This window comes from Plantactinospora sp. DSM 117369 (assembly GCF_053764795.1).
Genome location: NZ_CM132446.1, coordinates 4,326,005 through 4,343,906, shown reverse-complemented (window position 1 = coordinate 4,343,906; position 17,902 = coordinate 4,326,005). Strand labels below are relative to the sequence as shown.

Here is a 17,902-nt window from a genome sequence, read left to right as displayed (position 1 = left end):
GACGGTGCCGGTACCGTCGAGCCCGGATGGGAGCGAGCGGGCGGCCGGCTCCCCGGATGCGCCGTACCGCCCGGCGTCCTGCTGTCGGGGTCAGTGCTGCGAGATGGCGTCGACCAGGTCACCGACGGGACGGTCCGGCAGGGCTCGCGCGACGTCGGCCACGGCCACCACTCCGACGAGGTCGTGCCCGTCGATCACCGGGAGCCGGCGTACCTGGTGGCTGCCCATCGTTCGCAGGATCTCCTCGGCGTCGTCGTCGGCCCCGATGGTCACCGGCTTGCCCTGGGCGAGTTCTCCCGCCGTCACACTGCGCGGATCACGCCCCTGGGCGAGTACCTTCACCACGATGTCGCGGTCGGTGAGCATGCCCTTGAGCCGGTTGTCGCCGCCGCAGATCGGCATCGAACCCACGCCGAGCTCCGACATCCGGCGGGCGGCGGTCACCATGTCCTCGCCTTCGCCGACACAGGTCGGGTTCGGCGTCATGATTTCCCGTGCGGTTGTCATACCCAATCACCTTCTCCACGGATGGCCTTTGCCGAGCCTCCTACCCAGAAGCCCGGGATTCGATGCCCGTCGCGGCATCGAGAGCAGGCGATTCCGCGCCGTCGTCATCCCTTGCGGTGCCGCCGACCCCGCCACAAGCGGCGACGCCGAGGAGCAAACGCCAACAGTGCCGCCAGGCCTGACCTCTTCCGCATGGTGTGCCCCCTCCCCCGCGTGTCCGGCCGACCCGGGTGACTACTTCCACCCGGCCGTCCGGTTGGCACGCTCGGTACGTCGTTGAGGCGTGATCTGCGCCGTCTGCCGTCTGGGACACGAGGCGATGGGCGTCGTCGAGGAGGTGGGTACGGCTGGCCGCCACCGGTCGCGCGGGTCCAGTCACCGATCGCGACGCGACCGGCTGGCGGTTTCGTCCGCCGGCGACGGGGTAGCGGAGACGGTTGTTGTACCTGCCGGGTCTGTTCGGCGTCCCTCGTCGAGGGAGCGGGCCCGACCTGGTCGAGCAGGCCGTGGAGGTTGAGGTGACCGACCGCATCGCGGATCCCTGGGGCGTCCGGACACCGTACGGGCCGCGGGAGGCCGGCGGGATCGGGCAGGTGTCGGGAGAACCGGCCTGGCCGGTACGGGTCGACATGTTCCTCGAACCGGGATTATCCGAGGAGGACGTCGAGCGGTGGGTCCGGTCGGCGTCGCTGCTGCACTCCAACGGTGACGCGATGGAGATCGCGGTTCGCGGGGGGCGGATCGTCGGAGTACGGGGCCGGGCGACGGATCGGGTCAACCACGGCCGGCTGGACCCGAAGGACCTCTACGGCTGGCAGGCGAACAACCACCCCGACCGGCTACGGCGGCCGTTGGTCCGGGACGGCGACGACCTGGTGGAGACCGACTGGGAGACCGCGATGGGCCGGATCGTGGCCCGGTCCCGGGAGTTGCTCGCCGGCCCGGGCGGCTGGGGCCACTTCGGCCGGGTGCCGCAGCTCGCCGACGCCGCTCCGCAGGGGTGGGTCGAGGTCGACCCGGCCGACGCCGATCGGCTGTCGGTGGCCGAGGGTGACCTGGTGCGGGTCGAGTCGTCCCGAGGGGTGCTCGTGGCCCGGGCACGTGTCTGTCCGGGCCGGCCCGGCACCATCTTCGTGCCCTTCCACTACGGCTACTGGGACACTCCGGCCGGGCGGGGCCGGGGATACGAACGTGCCGCCAACGAGCTGACTCTCACCGCCTGGGATCCGGTGTCGAAACAGCCGATCTTCAAGATCTCGGCGGTCCGGCTGGTCAAGGTCGCGGACGCGGACGGCAACACCGCACCGGCCCCCACCGTCGGGGCCGCCGCCCCGGCCGACGGCGCGGTGCCGGCCACCACCGGCGGTCCGAGCGCACAGGTCGCCGCCACCGTCGAGGGCAGGGACTGACATGCACCTCGCCCACTATCTCGGCCTGCTGCACCGGACCCTGGCCAATCTCGACAGCGCCTACCGGGAGGTGGCGCGGGAGCACGGCGACGAGCCCGACATCCGGCACACCTGCCAGCGGCTCGCCCGGCAGTGCGCGGCACAGGCCCGCCGGCTGGAGCCGTTCGCCCACCGCTACTCCGAGTCGGCTCCGGACGAACCCGACCGGCTGCACTCCGAACTGTTCCGGGGCACCCGGGGCGGCGGCCTCGGCCTGCTGCGCGACCTTCAGGACCTCTATCTGATGACCGCCGAGTCCGACATCTGCTGGACCGTCGTGGGGCAGGCCGCCCAGGGCGTCCGGGACCGGGACCTGCTCGAGGTCGTCCGGTCCTGCGCCGCCGAGACCAGCGTCCAGCTCGGCTGGTTGCGTACCCGGATGAAGCAGGCGGCCCCCCAGGCGCTCGTCGTCGCCGAATAGCCCGACGGCGGCGCGGCCTCGCCCACCCGACCCGTCGGCGGCGGTCTCGTCGCCCGCCCGGACGGGGAAGGTGGAATCGGACGATTCGGCTCGGGTGGTGCGGTAGGAGCACACCGGTCAGCCGATGAGATTCGAGTCAGGAGCAGACCTGTGGGAACCCTTCGTGCCCTGGTGTTGTGCTGCACCCTCAAGCCCTCCCCCGCGCCGTCCAGTGCGGAACTGCTGGGCCGGGAGGTACTCGCCGCACTGGCCGACCACGACGTGGACGGCGAACTCATCCGGGTGGTGGACCACAAGGTGAAGTTCGGTGTATCCACCGACGAAGGCGACGGCGACGAGTGGCCGACCATCCGGGCCAAGCTGATGGACGCGCAGATCCTGGTGGTGGCGACCCCCATCTGGCTGGGACAGCCGTCGAGCGTCTGCAAGCTGGTGCTGGAACGCCTCGACGCCGAACTGTCCGAGACCGACGACCAGGGCCGGCTGCGCACGTACGGCAAGGTCGGCGCGGTTGCCGTCGTCGGCAACGAGGACGGGGCGCACCACGTCACCGCCGAGGTACTCCAGGCGCTCAACGACGTCGGGTTCAGCGTCGCCGCCGCCGCGTCCACCTACTGGGTCGGCGAGGCCATGGGCGGCACCGACTACCGGGATGCCGGACCGAAGCCGGACACCACCGGCAGCGCGACCAGGGCCCTCGCCCGCAACGCCGCACACCTGGCGCATCTGCTGGCGGCGCAGCCCTACCCGGCGCGCTGATCTGAACGGTCAGCGCCTGCCGCACACTGACCACACCGGGGTGGCCTCGACCGCCTCCGGTGGCCGGTAACGGACCATGACGACGGAGATGGGCAACCGGGCGAACTATCGCCCCCCGCTGCCCGTCCGCGAAGGCCCGACTCGCGCCACCCGGCCCGGTCACGGTCTCCCGCGGTCGGCACATGTCGGTATAACAGCCGGTCAGCGGGGTATCCGGCCGTCGACACCGCGGGCGAAGCTGGGGGCGGAGATGACACAGGACAGGATTGCTGACCCGTCTGGTGACGGTCACCGGTCGAAGACCCAGGTGGCCCGGCAGGGCGCCACGGAGACCGGACAGCGGTTGACACAGACCGGAGGAGGTCTGGCACACAGCGCCGCCGACCGGGGCCGGGACGTCGCGGCCGAGGCGGGACGCCAGGCCAAGGATCTGATGGGGCAGGCGTCGGGCCAACTCAAGGAACAGGCGGGCGCGCAGCAGCAGCGGGCCGCCTCCGGCCTGCGGGCCCTCGGCGACGAACTGCGGGCGATGTCCGAGCGCAGCGACCGCCCAGGGGTCGGCACGGACCTGGTCCGGCACGCGTCCGAACGCGTCCAGCAGGCCGCTCAGTGGCTCGACCAGCGCGAACCCGGGATGGTACTCAACGACGTGCGCGACTACGCCCGCCGCAATCCCGGACTCTTCCTCGCCGGGGCCGCCGTCGCCGGGGTGATCGCGGGCCGGCTGACCCGGACCCGGGACGCGTTGCAGGGTGGGCCGTCCGGTCCCCATCCCGACGGGAGGCGGACGGAGCCGGATGTCCGGCCCGGCGGGATGCTCGGGCAGCCGGCCGGGATGGGTGGTCAACCGCACGGCAGCCCGCTCCCGGAGGCGGGGGCCGGACAGCGTGGCGGGTCCGGTGACGGACGGACCAGCGAGGTACGGCGATGAGCGTCTCGGCGGGTGGGCTCGGCGCGGAGCGGGAGCAGGACCCCAGCCGCGCCTCGATCGGCGAACTGCTCGGTGCCGTCACCCGCGACACGTCGACCCTGGTCCGCCAGGAGATCCAGCTGGCGAAACTGGAGCTACGGCAGGAGATGCGCACCGCCGGCCGGGTCGCCGGGATGTTCGGCGGCGCCGCGCTGGGCGCGTTGATGGTGCTGCTCTTCCTGTCGTACGCCCTGTGGTGGGGGTTGTCGAACGTGATGGACCAGGGCTGGGGGGCGCTGGTCGTCGCGGGGGTCTGGGCAGTGGTCGCCGCGGTTCTCGTCGGGGTGGCCAGGCGTCAGGCGCGTAGCCTCCGGCCGCTGCCGCAGACGTCCGAGTCGATCCGGCGGATGCCTTCCGCCATGCGGGACCGGACACAGCATCGATCGGGGGGACAAGGATGAGTACCGACCCAGGCTCGATCCGGGCCGACGCCGACCGTACCCAGGATCGCCTGGGTGAGAACCTGAACGCGCTCGGCGACCGGATGAACCCGCGCAACATGGCGCAGCAGCAGGTTGGCCGGGCCCGGAACGCCTGGCAGCGGGCGCGGGAGACGGTGATGGGTAGCGCCGAGAGCGCCCGCCAGAACATCGCCGGCCAGGCGCAAGGCGGTGCCCAGCAGGCGCGCGGCAGCATGCAGCGGGCTCGTGAGGCGTCACAGGCCGGACTCTCCTCGGCTGGCCATCGGGCTCAGGCGCTGGGACAGCAGACCCGGCAGGTGCCGGAAGGGCACCCGCTGGCCGCCGGCCTCGTCGCGTTCGGGCTCGGTGTGCTCGCCTCCGCGCTGCTGCCGGCCAGTCCGGCGGAGCAGCGGGTGGCCGGCCGGCTCCGGGACGAGGTCGCCGAGCATTCCGACCAGCTCAAGCAGCAGGCCAGCGGCATGGCCCGGCAGACACAGCAGAATCTACGGGAACCGGCCCAGCACGCCGTCGAGTCGGTCCGTTCCCGCGCCGGTCAGCACGCGGGCGAGATGCGGGAGCATGCCCGCTCGTCGGCGGAGGAGTTGCGCGGGCAGACCCAGGAGACGATGGGCGAGGTACGCCGACGCTGACCGGGCCGGCGAGCGCTCTGGGCGGCCCGCCGAGCGGGTACCGGGACGGGGCTGCTCGCCCGGGTGGATTCCTCTGCTGGCGTCGGATGGGTGGGCGTGGCGGGATCAGTCGCCGAGCAGGCCGAGCACGGCCTGCTCGGCGGCCTGGCCGGACGTTCCCGCCAGCGGCCCGAGCCGGCCGTCCCGGTAGAGGTCGAGAAGGCGGGGGTCGACGTACGAGGCCCGGGCCACCGCCGGGGTGTTGCCGAGTAGCTCGGCCACCTCCCGCATCACCCCGGCCACGACCCGTCGCCGCTTCACCTCCGAGTTCCGTGGCCCGGCCGCGGCCAGGCGGGTGGCCGCGAGCACGGTCCCGTGCCAGGTGCGGAAGTCCTTCGCCGTCATGTCGGTGCCGCTGGCCTCCCGGAGGTAGTCGTTGACGTCCTCGGCACGTACGTCCCACCAGCGCCGCCGCTCCCAGTAGCCGAACAACCGGTCCCGACCCCGACGACGGCGCCGCAGGTCCCGCAGTACCTGGCAGAGGTCCGGATCGGTCACCCGCCGGCTCTGCTCCACTCCGCCCTTGGCCGGGAACTCCAGTACCACGCAGCCGGCGACCCCCCGAGCATGCTCTGGACGCAGCGTCGCGACACCGAACGTCGGCGCCTCCCCGGCCGCGTACTGGTCACCGCCGATCCGGAACATCCCGAGGTCCAGCAGGCGGGCGATGGCGGCCAGTACCCGCGGCCGGGTCAGGCCGCGCTCGCGCAGATCGTCCTCGACCTGCTTCCGCAGCCGACGGAGGTGTCCGGCCACCTCCAGGACGTGCGCGAACTTCTCACGATCCCGCCGCTGTCGCCACACCGGGTGGTAGAGGTACTGCTTGCGCCCGGCCTCGTCGATGCCGGTGGCCTGGATGTGACCCCGGGGGTCGGGCGAGATCCACACCTCCCGCCAGGCCGGCGGGATGGCGAGGCCACGCAGCCGGCGCAGCTGTGCCGAGTCGGTGATCGCCCGCCCTGCGGAGTCGAGAAACGTCACCCCACGTCCCCGTCGTCGGCGGCGGTAACCGGGGGCGCCGAGGTCAGAGCGACGCAACCGCATGTCTCACCATCGCTGTCATGCCCGCCCTTCTACCCCCCGGCCCGCTCCGGCACGCCAAGGTCCGCAAGCCCCACCGGCACGGTGACATATATCCATCGGCATGGATCGCCGTTTTCCCATACCGCCTGCTGGGTAGCTTCGTCGTCGGGCGCTACGGCAGCAAGGTGAGCGCGGTCGTCGCCGGCCGTGACGTGGCGCGAGCGAATCAGCCGAGCCGGCTCGTCGTGCACAAGCCCTTCGGGCGGATCGAGACCGTACACGTCTATCAGCACGACCCCTTTCCGCCGGCCGGCTGACCGCCCGACGCCGATCACCCGCGCGCGCCGCCCGGCTCCGCCCGCCCCGGCCGCGACACGCCGCGACACGCCGTGACCAGGTTTTCCGCGAATCCGTGCAGGGAAGCAAGGCCCGGGCAGGAGGGATTCCCTGACCCGGGAAGGGCACCTCCGGGGGGAAAGGAGGTCCCGGCATGGGACAACAGACCGTCACACCAGGGCGGACCAGAGCGCGGCGCCAGGCGGGTCCGCAGCCCGCCACCCGGGCCCGCCACTGGCTGCGCGACCACGGGTTGGCCGTGACGATGTTCGGCGCCTTCCTGATCTTCCTCGCCCTACAGAGCCTCTTCGGCTGGCAGACCCACAACGACGAACTGGTCCAGGCCGGCGCGCGTGCCGAGGGCTATCTCGACTACCTCGGCACGGGACACTTCGCCGAGGCCGTGTTCGAGAACTGGGAGTCGGAATTCCTCCAGATGGGCGCGTACGTGCTGCTCACGGTTTATCTGGTGCAACGCGGGTCGGCCGAGTCCAAGCCCGATCCGGACCAGGACCGGCCAGGCGACAACCCGGTCAAGGCGAAATCGAGCTCCCCCTGGCCGGTACGCGCCGGTGGCCTGCTGCTGGCGCTGTACCGCAACAGCCTGTCCATCGCACTCTTCCTGCTCTTCGGCGCCTCCTTCGTCCTGCACCTGCTCAGCGGCACCGCCGAATACAACGAACAGCAGGCGCTGGAAACCGGAGCGCCGCCGATCACCGCATGGCAGTTCCTCGGCAGCAGCGAATTCTGGTTCCAGTCCATGCAGAACTGGCAGAGCGAATTCCTCGCCGTCGGCACACTGATCGTGCTCAGTGTCTTCCTACGCCAGCATGGGTCACCGGAGTCGAAGCCGGTCAACACCCCGCACCACGAAACCGGGGCGTGACAGGACCTCGGCGCCGGCGGACTCGACCTCGACTCCGCGATCGTCGCCTACCTGACCGCGGTGTACGGCAGCCGCGACCCCGGCACGTGGCACCGTCTCACCCATCCCGGGCCAGAGCCCGACCTGCGGTCGCGGCGGCAACTCTGGGACGATGTGCGGACCGCCAAGGAGTCCTGTCCCGGCGGACGTCGGCCCGCATCACGCTGCCACCGCTGAGCTGCTGAGAGTCGCCGGGGAGAGTTCCACGATGGAGTACCGGCGGATCTCGGACCTGGCGCTGCCGTTCCCGCGCTGACCCGGGTCAGCCCCCGCGAACAGCGCGCCGCCCGCCGCGCCACCTGGTGATGTACGGCAGCACGAACAGGTACAGACCGGTGAACATGAGCAGGACGAGCGGGAGCAGCGGCAGGTAGAACACCCAGGCGGCGGGTTCCTGCTGTGCTCCGACGGCGACGATGACAACGATGACGGAGAGCGTGAAGGCGACGGCGAGCCAGCGGTGGCTCTGCCGAATCCACTTGTTCCAGGTCAACGGGACCTCCTCGGACGACGACGGGCAACCCCCGAGGAGGTCAGGCTAGCCGCGGCCTACCGACCCGAGCTTCTCGATTCCTGACCGGTTCTCCGCGGCGGCGTCGACGGCGAGCGACAGCCGACCGAATCAGAGCGGTAGCAGATCTTTGGCCAGGGCCCGCCTGATGCGCCATTCGTCCTGCGATCCCGTCCACCGCGGAAAACCGCCGTGGCTGAAGACCTGGTTCAGATAGGAGACGAACGGCATGGTCGTCTCGCCGGCGAAGAGCCCGTCCACACAGCCGTCGGGAAGCACGATCCCATAGGGCGGGCCGCCACTGACGTTCTCCTTGTGCAGCCGGTCGGGCGCGAGGGGAAGCACGAACAGACCGGCGTCCGGGTCCTCCTCGGAATGTTCCCGCCAACCGTTCCATTCCGCATCGAAGTAGTGCCGGATTGGCGGGTAGTCGGGGTGACGCGCCCCCTCCAGTTCGACGACCAGGGGGTCGCCGGATGCCGACGTCTCCCACTGCGGGTGGCTTCCTACCAGCCAGACGTCTCCGACCAACCGGGTCCAGGAAAGGACCGTCATGGGAACGTCGCCGAACCGTTCCGCAAGCCAATCCGCGTGCTCCGCCGCCGTCGCGGTCGGGGCGACGTGTGGCGTCACCGGGCTCTGTTCGTCGTCGTTGGTGTGGAACCGGTAACCGTCGGCGGTGAGTCGTTCGACGAGTACCTCGACGTTCTGCCGGGCCCGCCGGGCCATCTCGTCGCAGACCAGCCGCGCTTCGCCGGCAAGGTCCGGATCCTGTCGAACGGCGCGACCGGCCTGGCGCAGTTCATGCCAGACCTGGTCCCGTCGCCCGGCGAGATAACGGTCGAGCCACTGCGGCGAGGTCATGGCGGCGATCCTGCCATGCCATCGACAGCTCGGCGCCGCCCGGGCAGCTCGCGCGCCCTGGTGGCGTCGTCAGCGGGGCGAGCGAGCCCGAGCCGGGCAGCCGTCAGGTCGTCTCCCCGGTCGGCGCCATCGACGATCGTGGCCGGCGAACTCTACGGCACGGCGTACCGGACCGGTACGCTCCCAGCCATGTACGACCGGACGCGCGGCCGGTACCGCCCAGCCGTGATTGCCAAAGGCGAGCGATCGGCCCGGCGCCAGCCGGGTCGGGCCAAGCCGACGACCAGCCGCCTCGACCGAGACCCGATCCTGCGGCCGGCCGGCTCTGATCGTCCACTGCGGAGTGCGCGTCGGCGGCCGTCCCCAGCACACCGTCGGGGAGAGAGATGAGCAACCGGACCAAGCTGCGCTCGGGATCGCGTGGATCCGCAGCGCCCGCCGCCCCGGCACCCGCCGGACGCCGGCTACTGCTGCTGCTCGCCCTGGCATTCGCGCTCGGGGCGCTGCTCGCCGGCCCGATCGGCGCCGTCACGGCGGGCGACGACGCGCCCTCGGCCGACCCGGTGGCGCAGTTGCGCGCCGAGGAGGCCCGGCGGGACGTCGCGCAGATCGTCGACCTCACCGCCCAGGCCAGACAGGTTCAGCAGAGCCTCGTACCCGTCCTCGACGGGCTGGCCACGGCGGTGCCGGTCGGCGGCGCAGCGGCCGGACCACTTGCCGCCCCGGCCGAGGTGACCGGCTGGCAGACGGCCACCGGCAAGGCGGTGGACGGCTTCGCGGATCCGCCGTCGGCCGGTACCGGGGTCAACATCGCCCGTTCCGGTCTCGCGGCGGCCGTCCGGGCGCTCGACCTCGCCGTCGACACCTACGCGGCCGCGCGGGCCGCGCCGGCGGCCAACCGTCCGGCGCTGCTGGAACTGGCCGGGCGCCAGCGGGACATCGCGGTCGCCACCTGGTCGACCGCCGCCACCCAACTCGACGTCCTCAACGTCGATGCCGGACACGGGCACGCCCACGTCTTCCTGCCTGCGGCGCCGGGTCAGGGTGCGTTGACCGCCGACGGCGCTCCGGAAGGCAGATAGCCTCGACCGCGCCGGGCGACCCCGCACCGAACACCGTGACGGACACTGTGCTGCCGGTTAGGGTGAGTGGCCGGTTTCCACCTGTCGAAGGGATGTCGTTGCCGTGACCGTGCCGGATCGGGTGGAGGCTCGGCCTGCCGGATCGGCAGACGGGACGGAGGAACCCGACCGCCCTCGGAGACGCCGGCTGGGCGACCGGGTGGGTTCGATCGAGATACTCGCCGTGCTGCTGATCCTGCTGGTCGTGTTCTCCGGGCCGGTGGCGTCGGCGCTGTCCACCCCGCGGTTGCAGACCTGGACCACGGTCTTCGTCTCGGTGATGGTCCAGGCGGTGCCGTTCCTGGTCTTCGGGGTGGTGCTCTCCGCGGTGATCGCGGTCTTCGTGCCCCGGTCGTTCTGGGCCCGGGCCTTGCCCCGGCATCCGGCGCTGGCCGTACCGGTGGCGAGCGCGGCCGGGGTGGTGCTGCCCGGCTGCGAGTGCGGCTCGGTGCCGATCGCCGGCTCGTTGATCCGGCGCGGGGTCACCCCGGCCGCCGCGCTGGCGTTCCTGCTCGCCGCTCCGGCGATCAACCCGATCGTGCTGGCCGCCACCGCGGTCGCCTTCCCGAACAACCCCGAGATGGTGGTCGGGCGGGCGGTGGCCAGCCTGGTCGTCGCGATGATCATGGGTTGGCTCTGGTTGCGGCTGGGTCGGGCCGACTGGATCCGGCTGCCGTACCGCCCGGAGCTGGCGGACCTGTCGAAGGGGCGGGCGTTCTGGGCGGCGGTCCGGCACGACGTCGTACACGCGGGCGGGTTCCTGGTGCTCGGCGCGATGGCGGCGGCCTGCATCAACGTGCTGGTGCCCGAGCGGTGGTTGCAGAGCCTGGCCGACAATGCGGTGCTGTCCGTGCTCGCGCTCGCCGTACTGGCGGTCCTGCTCTCGATCTGTTCCGAGGCCGACGCCTTCGTGGCCGCCTCGCTGTCCCAGTTCTCGCTCTCGGCCCGGTTGACGTTCCTGGTCGTCGGCCCGATGGTCGACCTCAAACTGATCTCGATGCAGACCGGCGTCTTCGGCCGCCGGTTCGCGGCCCGGTTCGCGCCGGCGACGTTCGTCGTCGCGGTGTTGGTGAGCGTCGGAGTGGGAGCGGTGGTCCTGTGACCGGTAGTCGACGTGGAGTGCCGAGGTGAACCGGCAGGCGCAGGCGGTTGTGCTGCTGCTGCTCGGCGGCTCGGTACTCAAGGCCAGCGTCACCGACGTCTACCTGCGGTACGTCAAGGAGGGGCTGCGCCCGTTCCTGATCGCCGCCGGGGTCCTGCTGGTGGCCGCCGCGCTGACCACGCTCTGGTACGACCTGAGGGGCGGAGGCGACGATTCCGACGCGCACGCCGAGCACGGTCACGACAGCCAGGAGCAGCACCGCGGCGGGCCGGGACCGGGTGGCGGCGGGCACGGCCACCGCGAGCCGTGGGTGGGTTGGCTGCTCATCCTGCCCGCGCTCGGACTGCTGCTGATCTCCCCACCGGCCCTGGGATCCTTCGCGGCCGGGCAGGCCGGGACCGCGTTGACCGGCCAGGAGATCGACGAGTTCCCGCCGCTGCCGGAGGGCGATCCGGTGCCGCTCACGCTGCTGGACTATGCGGGCCGGGCCATCCTCGACGAGGGCACCACCCTCGGTGACCGGCGGATCCAGCTCACCGGATTCACCGCGCCCGGCCCGGACGGGGAGGCGATCCTGGCCCGGATGACCCTCTCCTGCTGCGCCGCCGACGGCCGCCCGATCAAGCTCGGCATGTCCGGCGACGCGCCGACCTGGCTGCCACCGGACAGCTGGGTGGAGGTGGTCGGCCGGTACACCACACGGCTCGGCAAGGATCCGGTGAGCGATGTGGATATTCCCTATGTCGAGGTCGAGTCGTGGCGGCGGATCGACCCGCCGAGGCAGCCGTACGAGTAGTCCGTCATCCTCGACGAGCCCCACCTGCATCCGCACGCCCGGAGCCGGGGCGGGGCGCGGCAGGACCTCCGCGCCGAGCCGTGCGACCATCTGCTGCTCGCCTCCGCGGTCCGCAACCTCCGCCGCGCCCCCGACCCCACACCATCGGGCGGAGCGGGCCGGGCGGTCCCGTCCGTGAGCGTAGAGTCCGACTGACCACGGGCGACGCCGCGGCCCGGGCGACGGAGGGGTGTCCGGTGGTGGCCCGAGCACCGGGTCGAGCCGGGAGAGCATGATCACATCTGCGGGTGGGCAGCGCCGGTGCTGTCGGCTGCGGTCTCGACTGCGGTCTCGACTGCGGTGGGGACGGCCAAAAGGTTTTGTCGGGTTCCTACAAACCGGGCCGCGTACTGTTCGGTGCGTACGACATGGCGCCGCCGGTCCGCAGGCAGAAGGGTGATCACTGCCGGGGACAGCCGTCCCGCGGCGAGTTCGGATGGGTCTACCAGAGGGGTCGGTCGGGTGTTCAGCCGTATCGCCATCGTCAACCGTGGAGAGGCCGCGATGCGGCTCATCCACGCGGTCCGAGAGCTGGCTGCGGAGACCGGGACGCGGATCGAGACCGTCGCCCTCTACACCGACGTCGACCGCACCGCCACGTTCGTACGGGAGGCGGATCTCGGCCACTACCTCGGTCCCGCGTCCGCGCGTCCGTACCTCGACATGGCGGCGCTGGAGCGGGCGCTCGTGCGGTCCGGGGCCGACGCCGCGTGGGTCGGTTGGGGCTTCGTCGCCGAGGACCCGGCGTTCGCGGAGTTGTGCGAGAAGCTCGGAGTCACCTTCGTCGGGCCGAACCCGGACGCCATGCGCCAACTGGGCGACAAGATCGGCGCGAAGCTGATCGCCGAAGAGGTCGGCGTGCCGGTCGCGCCGTGGAGCCGCGGCGCGGTCGAGACCCTGGACGCCGCGCTGGAAGCGGCGGCCAAGATCGGCTACCCGCTGATGCTGAAGGCGACCGCGGGCGGCGGTGGCCGCGGCATCCGGGTGATCAGGGACGATTCCGAGCTTTCCGACGCCTTCGAGCGGACCCGCCAGGAGGCGGCGCGGGCGTTCGGCAGCGGCGTCGTGTTCCTGGAGCGCCTGGTCACCGGTGCCCGGCACGTGGAGGTCCAGGTGATCGCCGACGGTCAGGGCACCGCCTGGGCGCTCGGTGTCCGCGACTGTTCGGTGCAGCGGCGCAACCAGAAGGTCGTCGAGGAGTCGGCGTCGCCGGTACTCAGCCCGGCGCAGGCCGCCGAGCTCAAGGCGTCGGCCGAACGGCTGGCCGTGGCGGTCGGTTACCGGGGTGCGGCAACCGTCGAGTTCCTCTATCACCCTGGTGACCGCCTGTTCGCGTTCCTGGAGGTCAACACCCGCCTCCAGGTCGAGCACCCGATCACCGAGGCGACCACCGGGTTCGACCTGGTCAAGGCGCAACTGCACGTGGCCTCGGGCGGGCGGCTCGAGGGCGAGCCGCCGGTGGAGCGCGGGCACGCCATCGAGGCCCGGCTGAACGCCGAGGACCCGGATCGCGACTTCGCGCCTTCGCCGGGCCGGATCGTGCGGCTGGACCTGCCCGCCGGGCCGGGCATCCGGGTGGACACCGGCGTCAGCGAGGGTGACACCATCCCGGCCGACTTCGACTCCATGATCGCGAAGATCATCGCCTACGGCCGTGACCGCGGCGAGGCGCTCGGCAGGCTGCGCCGGGCGCTGGCGGAGACCACGGTGGTCATCGAGGGCGGCGCGACGAACAAGAGCTTCGTACTCGACCTGCTCGACCAGCCCGAGGTGATCGACGCGAGCGCGGACACCGGCTGGATCGACCGGGTCCGGGGCGAGGGAAGGCTGGTCGCGCACCGGCACTCCGCCGTCGCGCTGGCGGCGGCCGCCATCGAGACGTACGAGGAGGAGGAACGCGCCGAGCGGCGGCGGCTGCTGGAGACGGCGTCCGGCGGGCGCCCGCAGGTGCAGCACTCCGGCGGTCGACCGTTGGACCTCAAGCTGCGCGGCGTCGGCTACCGCCTGCGCGTGGCGCGGATCGGCCCGCACCGGTTCCGGGTCGGCATCGAGTCGGGCGGCGGCGTGCACACCGCCGACGTGGAACTCGACCGCTTCGACCGGCACAGCGGACAGATTGTCGTCAACGGCAACCGGTACCGCCTGCTCACCGGGACACACGGGCCGACCCACCTGGTCGAGGTGGACGGCGTGACGCACCGGGTCAGCCGGGACGAGGGCGGCGTCGTCCGCTCCCCGATGCCCGCGCTGGTCGTCGCCACGCCGCTGCCGGTCGGTGCCGAGGTCGAGGCGGGCGCACCGGTGCTGGTGCTGGAAGCGATGAAGATGGAGACGGTGCTGCGCGCGCCGTTCAAGGCGCGGCTGAAGGAATGCGCCGTCTCCGTGGGCAGCCAGGTGCAGGCCGACGCACCGCTGCTGCGCCTGGAGCCGCTCGGTGACGGGGCCGACGACGCGCCGGCCGCCGCCACCGTCGAGCTGGACCTGCCGACCGCGCCCGAGCAGATTCCGGCGCGTCAGCGCACCCGGCGCGGCCAGGAGGACCTGCGCGGCCTGCTGCTCGGCTTCGACGTCGACCCGCACGACGACCGCCGGGTACTCGACGACTACCTCGCCACCCGGCGGGCGGCCATCGAGCAGGGCCACCGGCCGCTGGCCGAGGAGCTCGACCTCATCGACGTGTTCGCCAACCTCACCGAGCTGAGCCGAAACCGACCCTCGGGCGAGGACGGCGGCGGCGAGGCCCACGTGCACAGCGCCCGCGAGTACTTCCACACCTATCTGCAGAGCCTCGACGTCGAGCGGGCCGGACTGCCGAGTGGTTTCCAGGCCAAGCTCGCCCGGGCGCTCGGACACTACGGTGTCACCGAACTGGAGCGCTCCCCCGCACTCGAAGCCGCCGTGTTCCGGATTTTCCTCGCCCAGCAGCGCGCGTCCGCCGACGCGACCGTGATCGCGACGCTGCTGCGCGCGTGGCTGCGGGAGCCGCCGCCGGACGAGACCCTGCGCGAGCCGGCCGGTCTCGCGCTGGAGCGGCTGGTGGCCGCGACGCAGGTCCGCTTCCCGGTGGTCGCCGACCTCGCCCGCGGCGTGGTGTTCGCCTGGTTCGCCCAGCCGCTGCTGCGGCGCAACCGCGCCCTGGTCTACGACCGGGTCCGCACCCACCTGCGGCACCTGGACGCGCAGCCGGACGCGCCGGACCGCGCCGAGCGGATCGCGGAGATGGTACGCAGCACCGAGCCACTGGTACGGCTGCTCGGCCGGCGGCTCCACCGCGACCACCTCGACCACGCGGTCATGCTGGAGGTGCTGACCCGGCGCTACTACGGCAACAAGGGGCTCACCGGCGTCAACACCCGCGAGGTCGCGGGCTGTACGTTCGTGGTCGCCGAACGCGCGGGTTCGCGCCTGGTCTCCACCGCGGTGCGCTTCGACGCGCTCGGTGGCGCCCTGCGCGGGCTCGCCGAACTGGCGGCCGGCGGGGACGCCGTCGACGCCGACCTCTACCTCGGCTGGGAGCACCAGCCGGAGGACTTCGACGCGATGGTCGCCGAACTGCTCAAGGTCATCGGCGCGCACCCGCTGCCGCCACAGGTTCGCCGGCTCACCACCACCGTGGCGGGGCGGCGCGGGGCGGTGATGCACCACCACTTCACGTTCCGGCCGTCGAGTAGCGGGATGACCGAAGACCGGCTGATCCGCGGCCTGCACCCGTACATCGCGCAGCGGATGCAGCTGGAGCGGCTGCACAAGTTCGACCTGACCCGACTGCCGTCGTCGGACGAGGAGGTCTACCTCTTCCAGTGCGTGGCCCGGGAGAACCCGTCCGACCAGCGTCTCGTCGCGTTCGCGCAGGTCCGCGACCTGACCGAGCTGCGCGAGCACGACGGCCGGCTGGTCGCGCTGCCGACGACCGAGGACACCGTGGCGGCCTGCCTCGACTCGATCCGCCGCGCACAGTCGCGGCGGCCGTCGAAGACCCGCTTCAACACCAACCGGATCGTGATCTACGTCTGGCCGCCGAGCGACCTGACCCGCGAGGAGATGGAGATGATCGCCGGGCGGGTACGCCCGACGACCGCGGGCGCCGGGCTGGAGGAGATCCTGTTCATCGCGCGGCAGCGCGACCGCCGGACCGGCGAGCTGACCAAGATCGCCGTACGGATCTCCTTCGACGTCACCGGCGGTGCCGAGCTGACCGTCGGGGAGCCGCCGGTCGAGCCGGTCGAACCGCTCGACGACTACCGGCTGAAGGTGCTGCGGGCAAGCAGCCGCAACACGGTGTACCCGTACGAGCTGACCGGCCTGCTCGGCGACTTCGTCGAGTACGACCTCGACGGCGACCACACGCTGGTGCCGGTCGACCGGCCGAAGGGGCGCAACGCCGCGGCGATCGTCGCCGGCGTGGTCAGCACGCCGACCGCACGGCACCCGCAGGGCGTCACCCGGGTCGTGCTGCTCGGCGACCCCACCAAGTCGCTGGGTGCGCTGTCGGAGCCGGAGTGCCGTCGCGTGATCGCCGCGCTGGACCTGGCCGAGCGGATGCGGGTGCCGCTGGAGTGGTACACGCTCTCCTCCGGCGCCCGGATCTCCATGACGTCGGGCACCGAGAACATGGACTGGGTGGCGGCCGCGCTCAAGCGGATCGTCGAGTTCACCCAGCAGGGCGGTGAGATCAACATCGTCGTCACCGGCATCAACGTCGGTGCGCAGCCGTACTGGAACGCCGAGGCGACGATGCTCATGCACACCAGGGGCATCCTGGTGATGACGCCGGACTCGGCGATGGTGCTCACCGGCAAGCAGGCCCTCGACTTCTCCGGCGGTGTCTCCGCCGAGGACAACTTCGGCATCGGCGGCTACGACCGGGTGATGGGCCCGAACGGACAGGCGCAGTACTGGGCGCCGAACCTCACCGCCGCCCGGGACGTGCTGATGTCGCACTACGAGCACACCTACGTCGCCCCGGGCGAGGCGGCGCCGCGCCGAGCGACCACCACCGACCCCACCGACCGCGACATCTCCGACTTCCCGCATGCCGTACCCGGCAGCGACTTCGGCACGGTCGGCGAGATCTTCTCGGCGGCGGCCAACCCGGACCGCAAGAAGCCGTTCGACATCCGCACCGTGATGCGGGCGCTGGCCGACCAGGACCACCCCGTGCTGGAACGCTGGGCGGGCATGGCGGACGCGGAGACCGCGGTGGTACAGGACGTGCATCTCGGTGGCATCCCGGTGTGCCTGCTCGGCATCGAGTCCCGGACCGTGCCGCGGCGCGGCTTCCCGCCCACCGACGGCCCGGACACCTACACCGCGGGCACGCTGTTCCCGGCGTCCTCGAAGAAGGCCGCGCGGGCGATCAACGCGGCCAGCGGCAACCGCCCGCTGGTGGTGCTGGCGAACCTCTCCGGCTTCGACGGCTCGCCCGAGTCGATGCGGAAGCTGCAACTGGAGTACGGCGCCGAGATCGGCCGGGCGATCGTCAACTTCCGCGGACCGATCGTGTTCTGCGTGATCTCGCGATACCACGGCGGCGCGTTCGTGGTCTTCTCGAAGGCGCTGAACCCCGAGATGACCGTGCTGGCCCTGGAAGGCTCGTTCGCCTCGGTGCTCGGCGGCGCTCCGGCCGCCGCCGTGGTGTTCGCCGGCGACGTCGACGCCCGCACCGCCGCCGACCCGCGGGTACGGGACCTGGAGGCCCGGGTCGCGTCCGCCTCCGGTGCCGACCGCGCCGCGTTGACCGCGGAACTCGACGAGCTCCGCACGTCGGTCCGGACGGAGAAGCTCGGCGAGGTGGCGGCAGAGTTCGATCGCGTGCACAACATCCAGCGCGCGGTCGAGGTCGGCTCCGTCGATGCCGTCATCCGCGCGGCCGACCTCCGTCCCCGCGTCATCGAGGCCATCGAGTCGCACCTGAGCCGTCCCGCCGGGGGTGGCCCTCACCCCGGGCACAGCGCGGCGACGGCGGTAGCCGGGTGAGACCGGCGGCCACG

At 72.0% G+C, this 17,902-nt stretch carries 16 protein-coding genes; 12 read left to right on the top strand and 4 right to left on the bottom strand.

Going from position 1 to position 17,902, the window contains the following annotated elements; all coding sequences use genetic code 11:
• Positions 1-90 precede the first annotated feature (90 nt).
• Positions 91-507 (bottom strand): CBS domain-containing protein, encoded by a 417-nt coding sequence (locus tag ACSMXO_RS18785; RefSeq protein WP_346257358.1) that lies wholly within the window; start codon positions 505-507, stop codon positions 91-93.
• Between the two features lie 518 nt (positions 508-1,025).
• On the opposite strand from ACSMXO_RS18785, the gene ACSMXO_RS18780 reads away from it, so the two are divergent.
• The 6 genes from ACSMXO_RS18780 (at position 1,026) to ACSMXO_RS18755 (ending at position 5,156) form a co-directional block, all read left to right on the top strand.
• Positions 1,026-1,916: a molybdopterin dinucleotide binding domain-containing protein gene (locus tag ACSMXO_RS18780; protein ID WP_455418755.1), complete on the top strand. Its 891-nt coding sequence runs from the start codon at positions 1,026-1,028 to the stop codon at positions 1,914-1,916.
• 1 nt (position 1,917) lies between these two features.
• On the top strand, positions 1,918-2,376 hold the full coding sequence (locus ACSMXO_RS18775; protein WP_455418754.1) for a hypothetical protein: 459 nt from the start codon (positions 1,918-1,920) through the stop codon (positions 2,374-2,376).
• 150 nt (positions 2,377-2,526) lie between these two features.
• Positions 2,527-3,135, top strand: a complete 609-nt coding sequence (locus ACSMXO_RS18770) for a flavodoxin family protein (RefSeq protein ID WP_346257355.1) — start codon at positions 2,527-2,529, stop codon at positions 3,133-3,135.
• Between the two features lie 250 nt (positions 3,136-3,385).
• The gene (locus ACSMXO_RS18765; RefSeq protein WP_346257354.1) at positions 3,386-4,066 is read left to right on the top strand and encodes a hypothetical protein; all 681 of its coding nucleotides are present in this window, start codon (positions 3,386-3,388) and stop codon (positions 4,064-4,066) included.
• Positions 4,063-4,506 (top strand): phage holin family protein, encoded by a 444-nt coding sequence (locus tag ACSMXO_RS18760; RefSeq protein ID WP_346257353.1) that lies wholly within the window; start codon positions 4,063-4,065, stop codon positions 4,504-4,506. The genes ACSMXO_RS18765 and ACSMXO_RS18760 overlap by 4 nt, the downstream gene beginning before the upstream one ends.
• On the top strand, positions 4,503-5,156 hold the full coding sequence (locus ACSMXO_RS18755; protein WP_346257352.1) for a DUF3618 domain-containing protein: 654 nt from the start codon (positions 4,503-4,505) through the stop codon (positions 5,154-5,156). The genes ACSMXO_RS18760 and ACSMXO_RS18755 overlap by 4 nt, the downstream gene beginning before the upstream one ends.
• Before the next feature lie 105 nt (positions 5,157-5,261).
• Here ACSMXO_RS18755 and ACSMXO_RS18750 read toward each other — a convergent pair whose 3' ends face one another.
• A complete protein-coding gene (locus ACSMXO_RS18750) occupies positions 5,262-6,239 on the bottom strand; it encodes a DNA topoisomerase IB (RefSeq protein WP_455418753.1) in 978 nt (325 codons plus the stop codon).
• Between the two features lie 17 nt (positions 6,240-6,256).
• Between ACSMXO_RS18750 and ACSMXO_RS18745 the strand changes: the two genes are divergently transcribed.
• Together ACSMXO_RS18745 and ACSMXO_RS18740 are read left to right on the top strand one after the other, a co-directional pair.
• Entirely contained in the window at positions 6,257-6,535 is a 279-nt protein-coding gene (locus tag ACSMXO_RS18745) for a DUF2188 domain-containing protein (protein WP_455418752.1), read from the top strand.
• Positions 6,536-6,708: 173 nt separating this feature from the next.
• A complete protein-coding gene (locus ACSMXO_RS18740; protein ID WP_455418751.1) occupies positions 6,709-7,440 on the top strand; it encodes a DUF6766 family protein in 732 nt (243 codons plus the stop codon).
• A gap of 301 nt (positions 7,441-7,741) precedes the next feature.
• Here ACSMXO_RS18740 and ACSMXO_RS18735 read toward each other — a convergent pair whose 3' ends face one another.
• Positions 7,742-7,972: a hypothetical protein gene (locus tag ACSMXO_RS18735; RefSeq protein ID WP_455418750.1), complete on the bottom strand. Its 231-nt coding sequence runs from the start codon at positions 7,970-7,972 to the stop codon at positions 7,742-7,744.
• A gap of 129 nt (positions 7,973-8,101) precedes the next feature.
• Positions 8,102-8,854, bottom strand: coding sequence for a hypothetical protein (locus tag ACSMXO_RS18730; RefSeq protein WP_455418749.1), 753 nt, complete (start codon positions 8,852-8,854; stop codon positions 8,102-8,104).
• A 386-nt stretch (positions 8,855-9,240) separates the two neighbouring features.
• Between ACSMXO_RS18730 and ACSMXO_RS18725 the strand changes: the two genes are divergently transcribed.
• The 4 genes from ACSMXO_RS18725 (at position 9,241) to ACSMXO_RS18710 (ending at position 17,888) form a co-directional block, all read left to right on the top strand.
• Positions 9,241-9,936, top strand: coding sequence for a hypothetical protein (locus tag ACSMXO_RS18725; protein WP_455418748.1), 696 nt, complete (start codon positions 9,241-9,243; stop codon positions 9,934-9,936).
• A 187-nt stretch (positions 9,937-10,123) separates the two neighbouring features.
• A complete protein-coding gene (locus tag ACSMXO_RS18720) occupies positions 10,124-11,077 on the top strand; it encodes a permease (protein ID WP_346263239.1) in 954 nt (317 codons plus the stop codon).
• 25 nt (positions 11,078-11,102) lie between these two features.
• A complete protein-coding gene (locus tag ACSMXO_RS18715) occupies positions 11,103-11,873 on the top strand; it encodes a TIGR03943 family putative permease subunit (RefSeq protein ID WP_346263222.1) in 771 nt (256 codons plus the stop codon).
• 501 nt (positions 11,874-12,374) lie between these two features.
• Entirely contained in the window at positions 12,375-17,888 is a 5,514-nt protein-coding gene (locus tag ACSMXO_RS18710) for an ATP-binding protein (protein WP_455418747.1), read from the top strand.
• Positions 17,889-17,902: the final 14 nt, after the last annotated feature.

Coding starts and splice junctions, on each gene's coding strand:
- ACSMXO_RS18725 (WP_455418748.1), top strand. CDS start 9,241: ATGAGCAACCGGACCAAGCTGCGCTCGGGATCGCGTGGATCCGCAGCG.
- ACSMXO_RS18730 (WP_455418749.1), bottom strand. CDS start 8,854: ATGACCTCGCCGCAGTGGCTCGACCGTTATCTCGCCGGGCGACGGGAC.
- ACSMXO_RS18750 (WP_455418753.1), bottom strand. CDS start 6,239: ATGCGGTTGCGTCGCTCTGACCTCGGCGCCCCCGGTTACCGCCGCCGA.
- ACSMXO_RS18755 (WP_346257352.1), top strand. CDS start 4,503: ATGAGTACCGACCCAGGCTCGATCCGGGCCGACGCCGACCGTACCCAG.
- ACSMXO_RS18745 (WP_455418752.1), top strand. CDS start 6,257: ATGCCCGCCCTTCTACCCCCCGGCCCGCTCCGGCACGCCAAGGTCCGC.
- ACSMXO_RS18740 (WP_455418751.1), top strand. CDS start 6,709: ATGGGACAACAGACCGTCACACCAGGGCGGACCAGAGCGCGGCGCCAG.
- ACSMXO_RS18760 (WP_346257353.1), top strand. CDS start 4,063: ATGAGCGTCTCGGCGGGTGGGCTCGGCGCGGAGCGGGAGCAGGACCCC.
- ACSMXO_RS18765 (WP_346257354.1), top strand. CDS start 3,386: ATGACACAGGACAGGATTGCTGACCCGTCTGGTGACGGTCACCGGTCG.
- ACSMXO_RS18775 (WP_455418754.1), top strand. CDS start 1,918: ATGCACCTCGCCCACTATCTCGGCCTGCTGCACCGGACCCTGGCCAAT.
- ACSMXO_RS18785 (WP_346257358.1), bottom strand. CDS start 507: ATGACAACCGCACGGGAAATCATGACGCCGAACCCGACCTGTGTCGGC.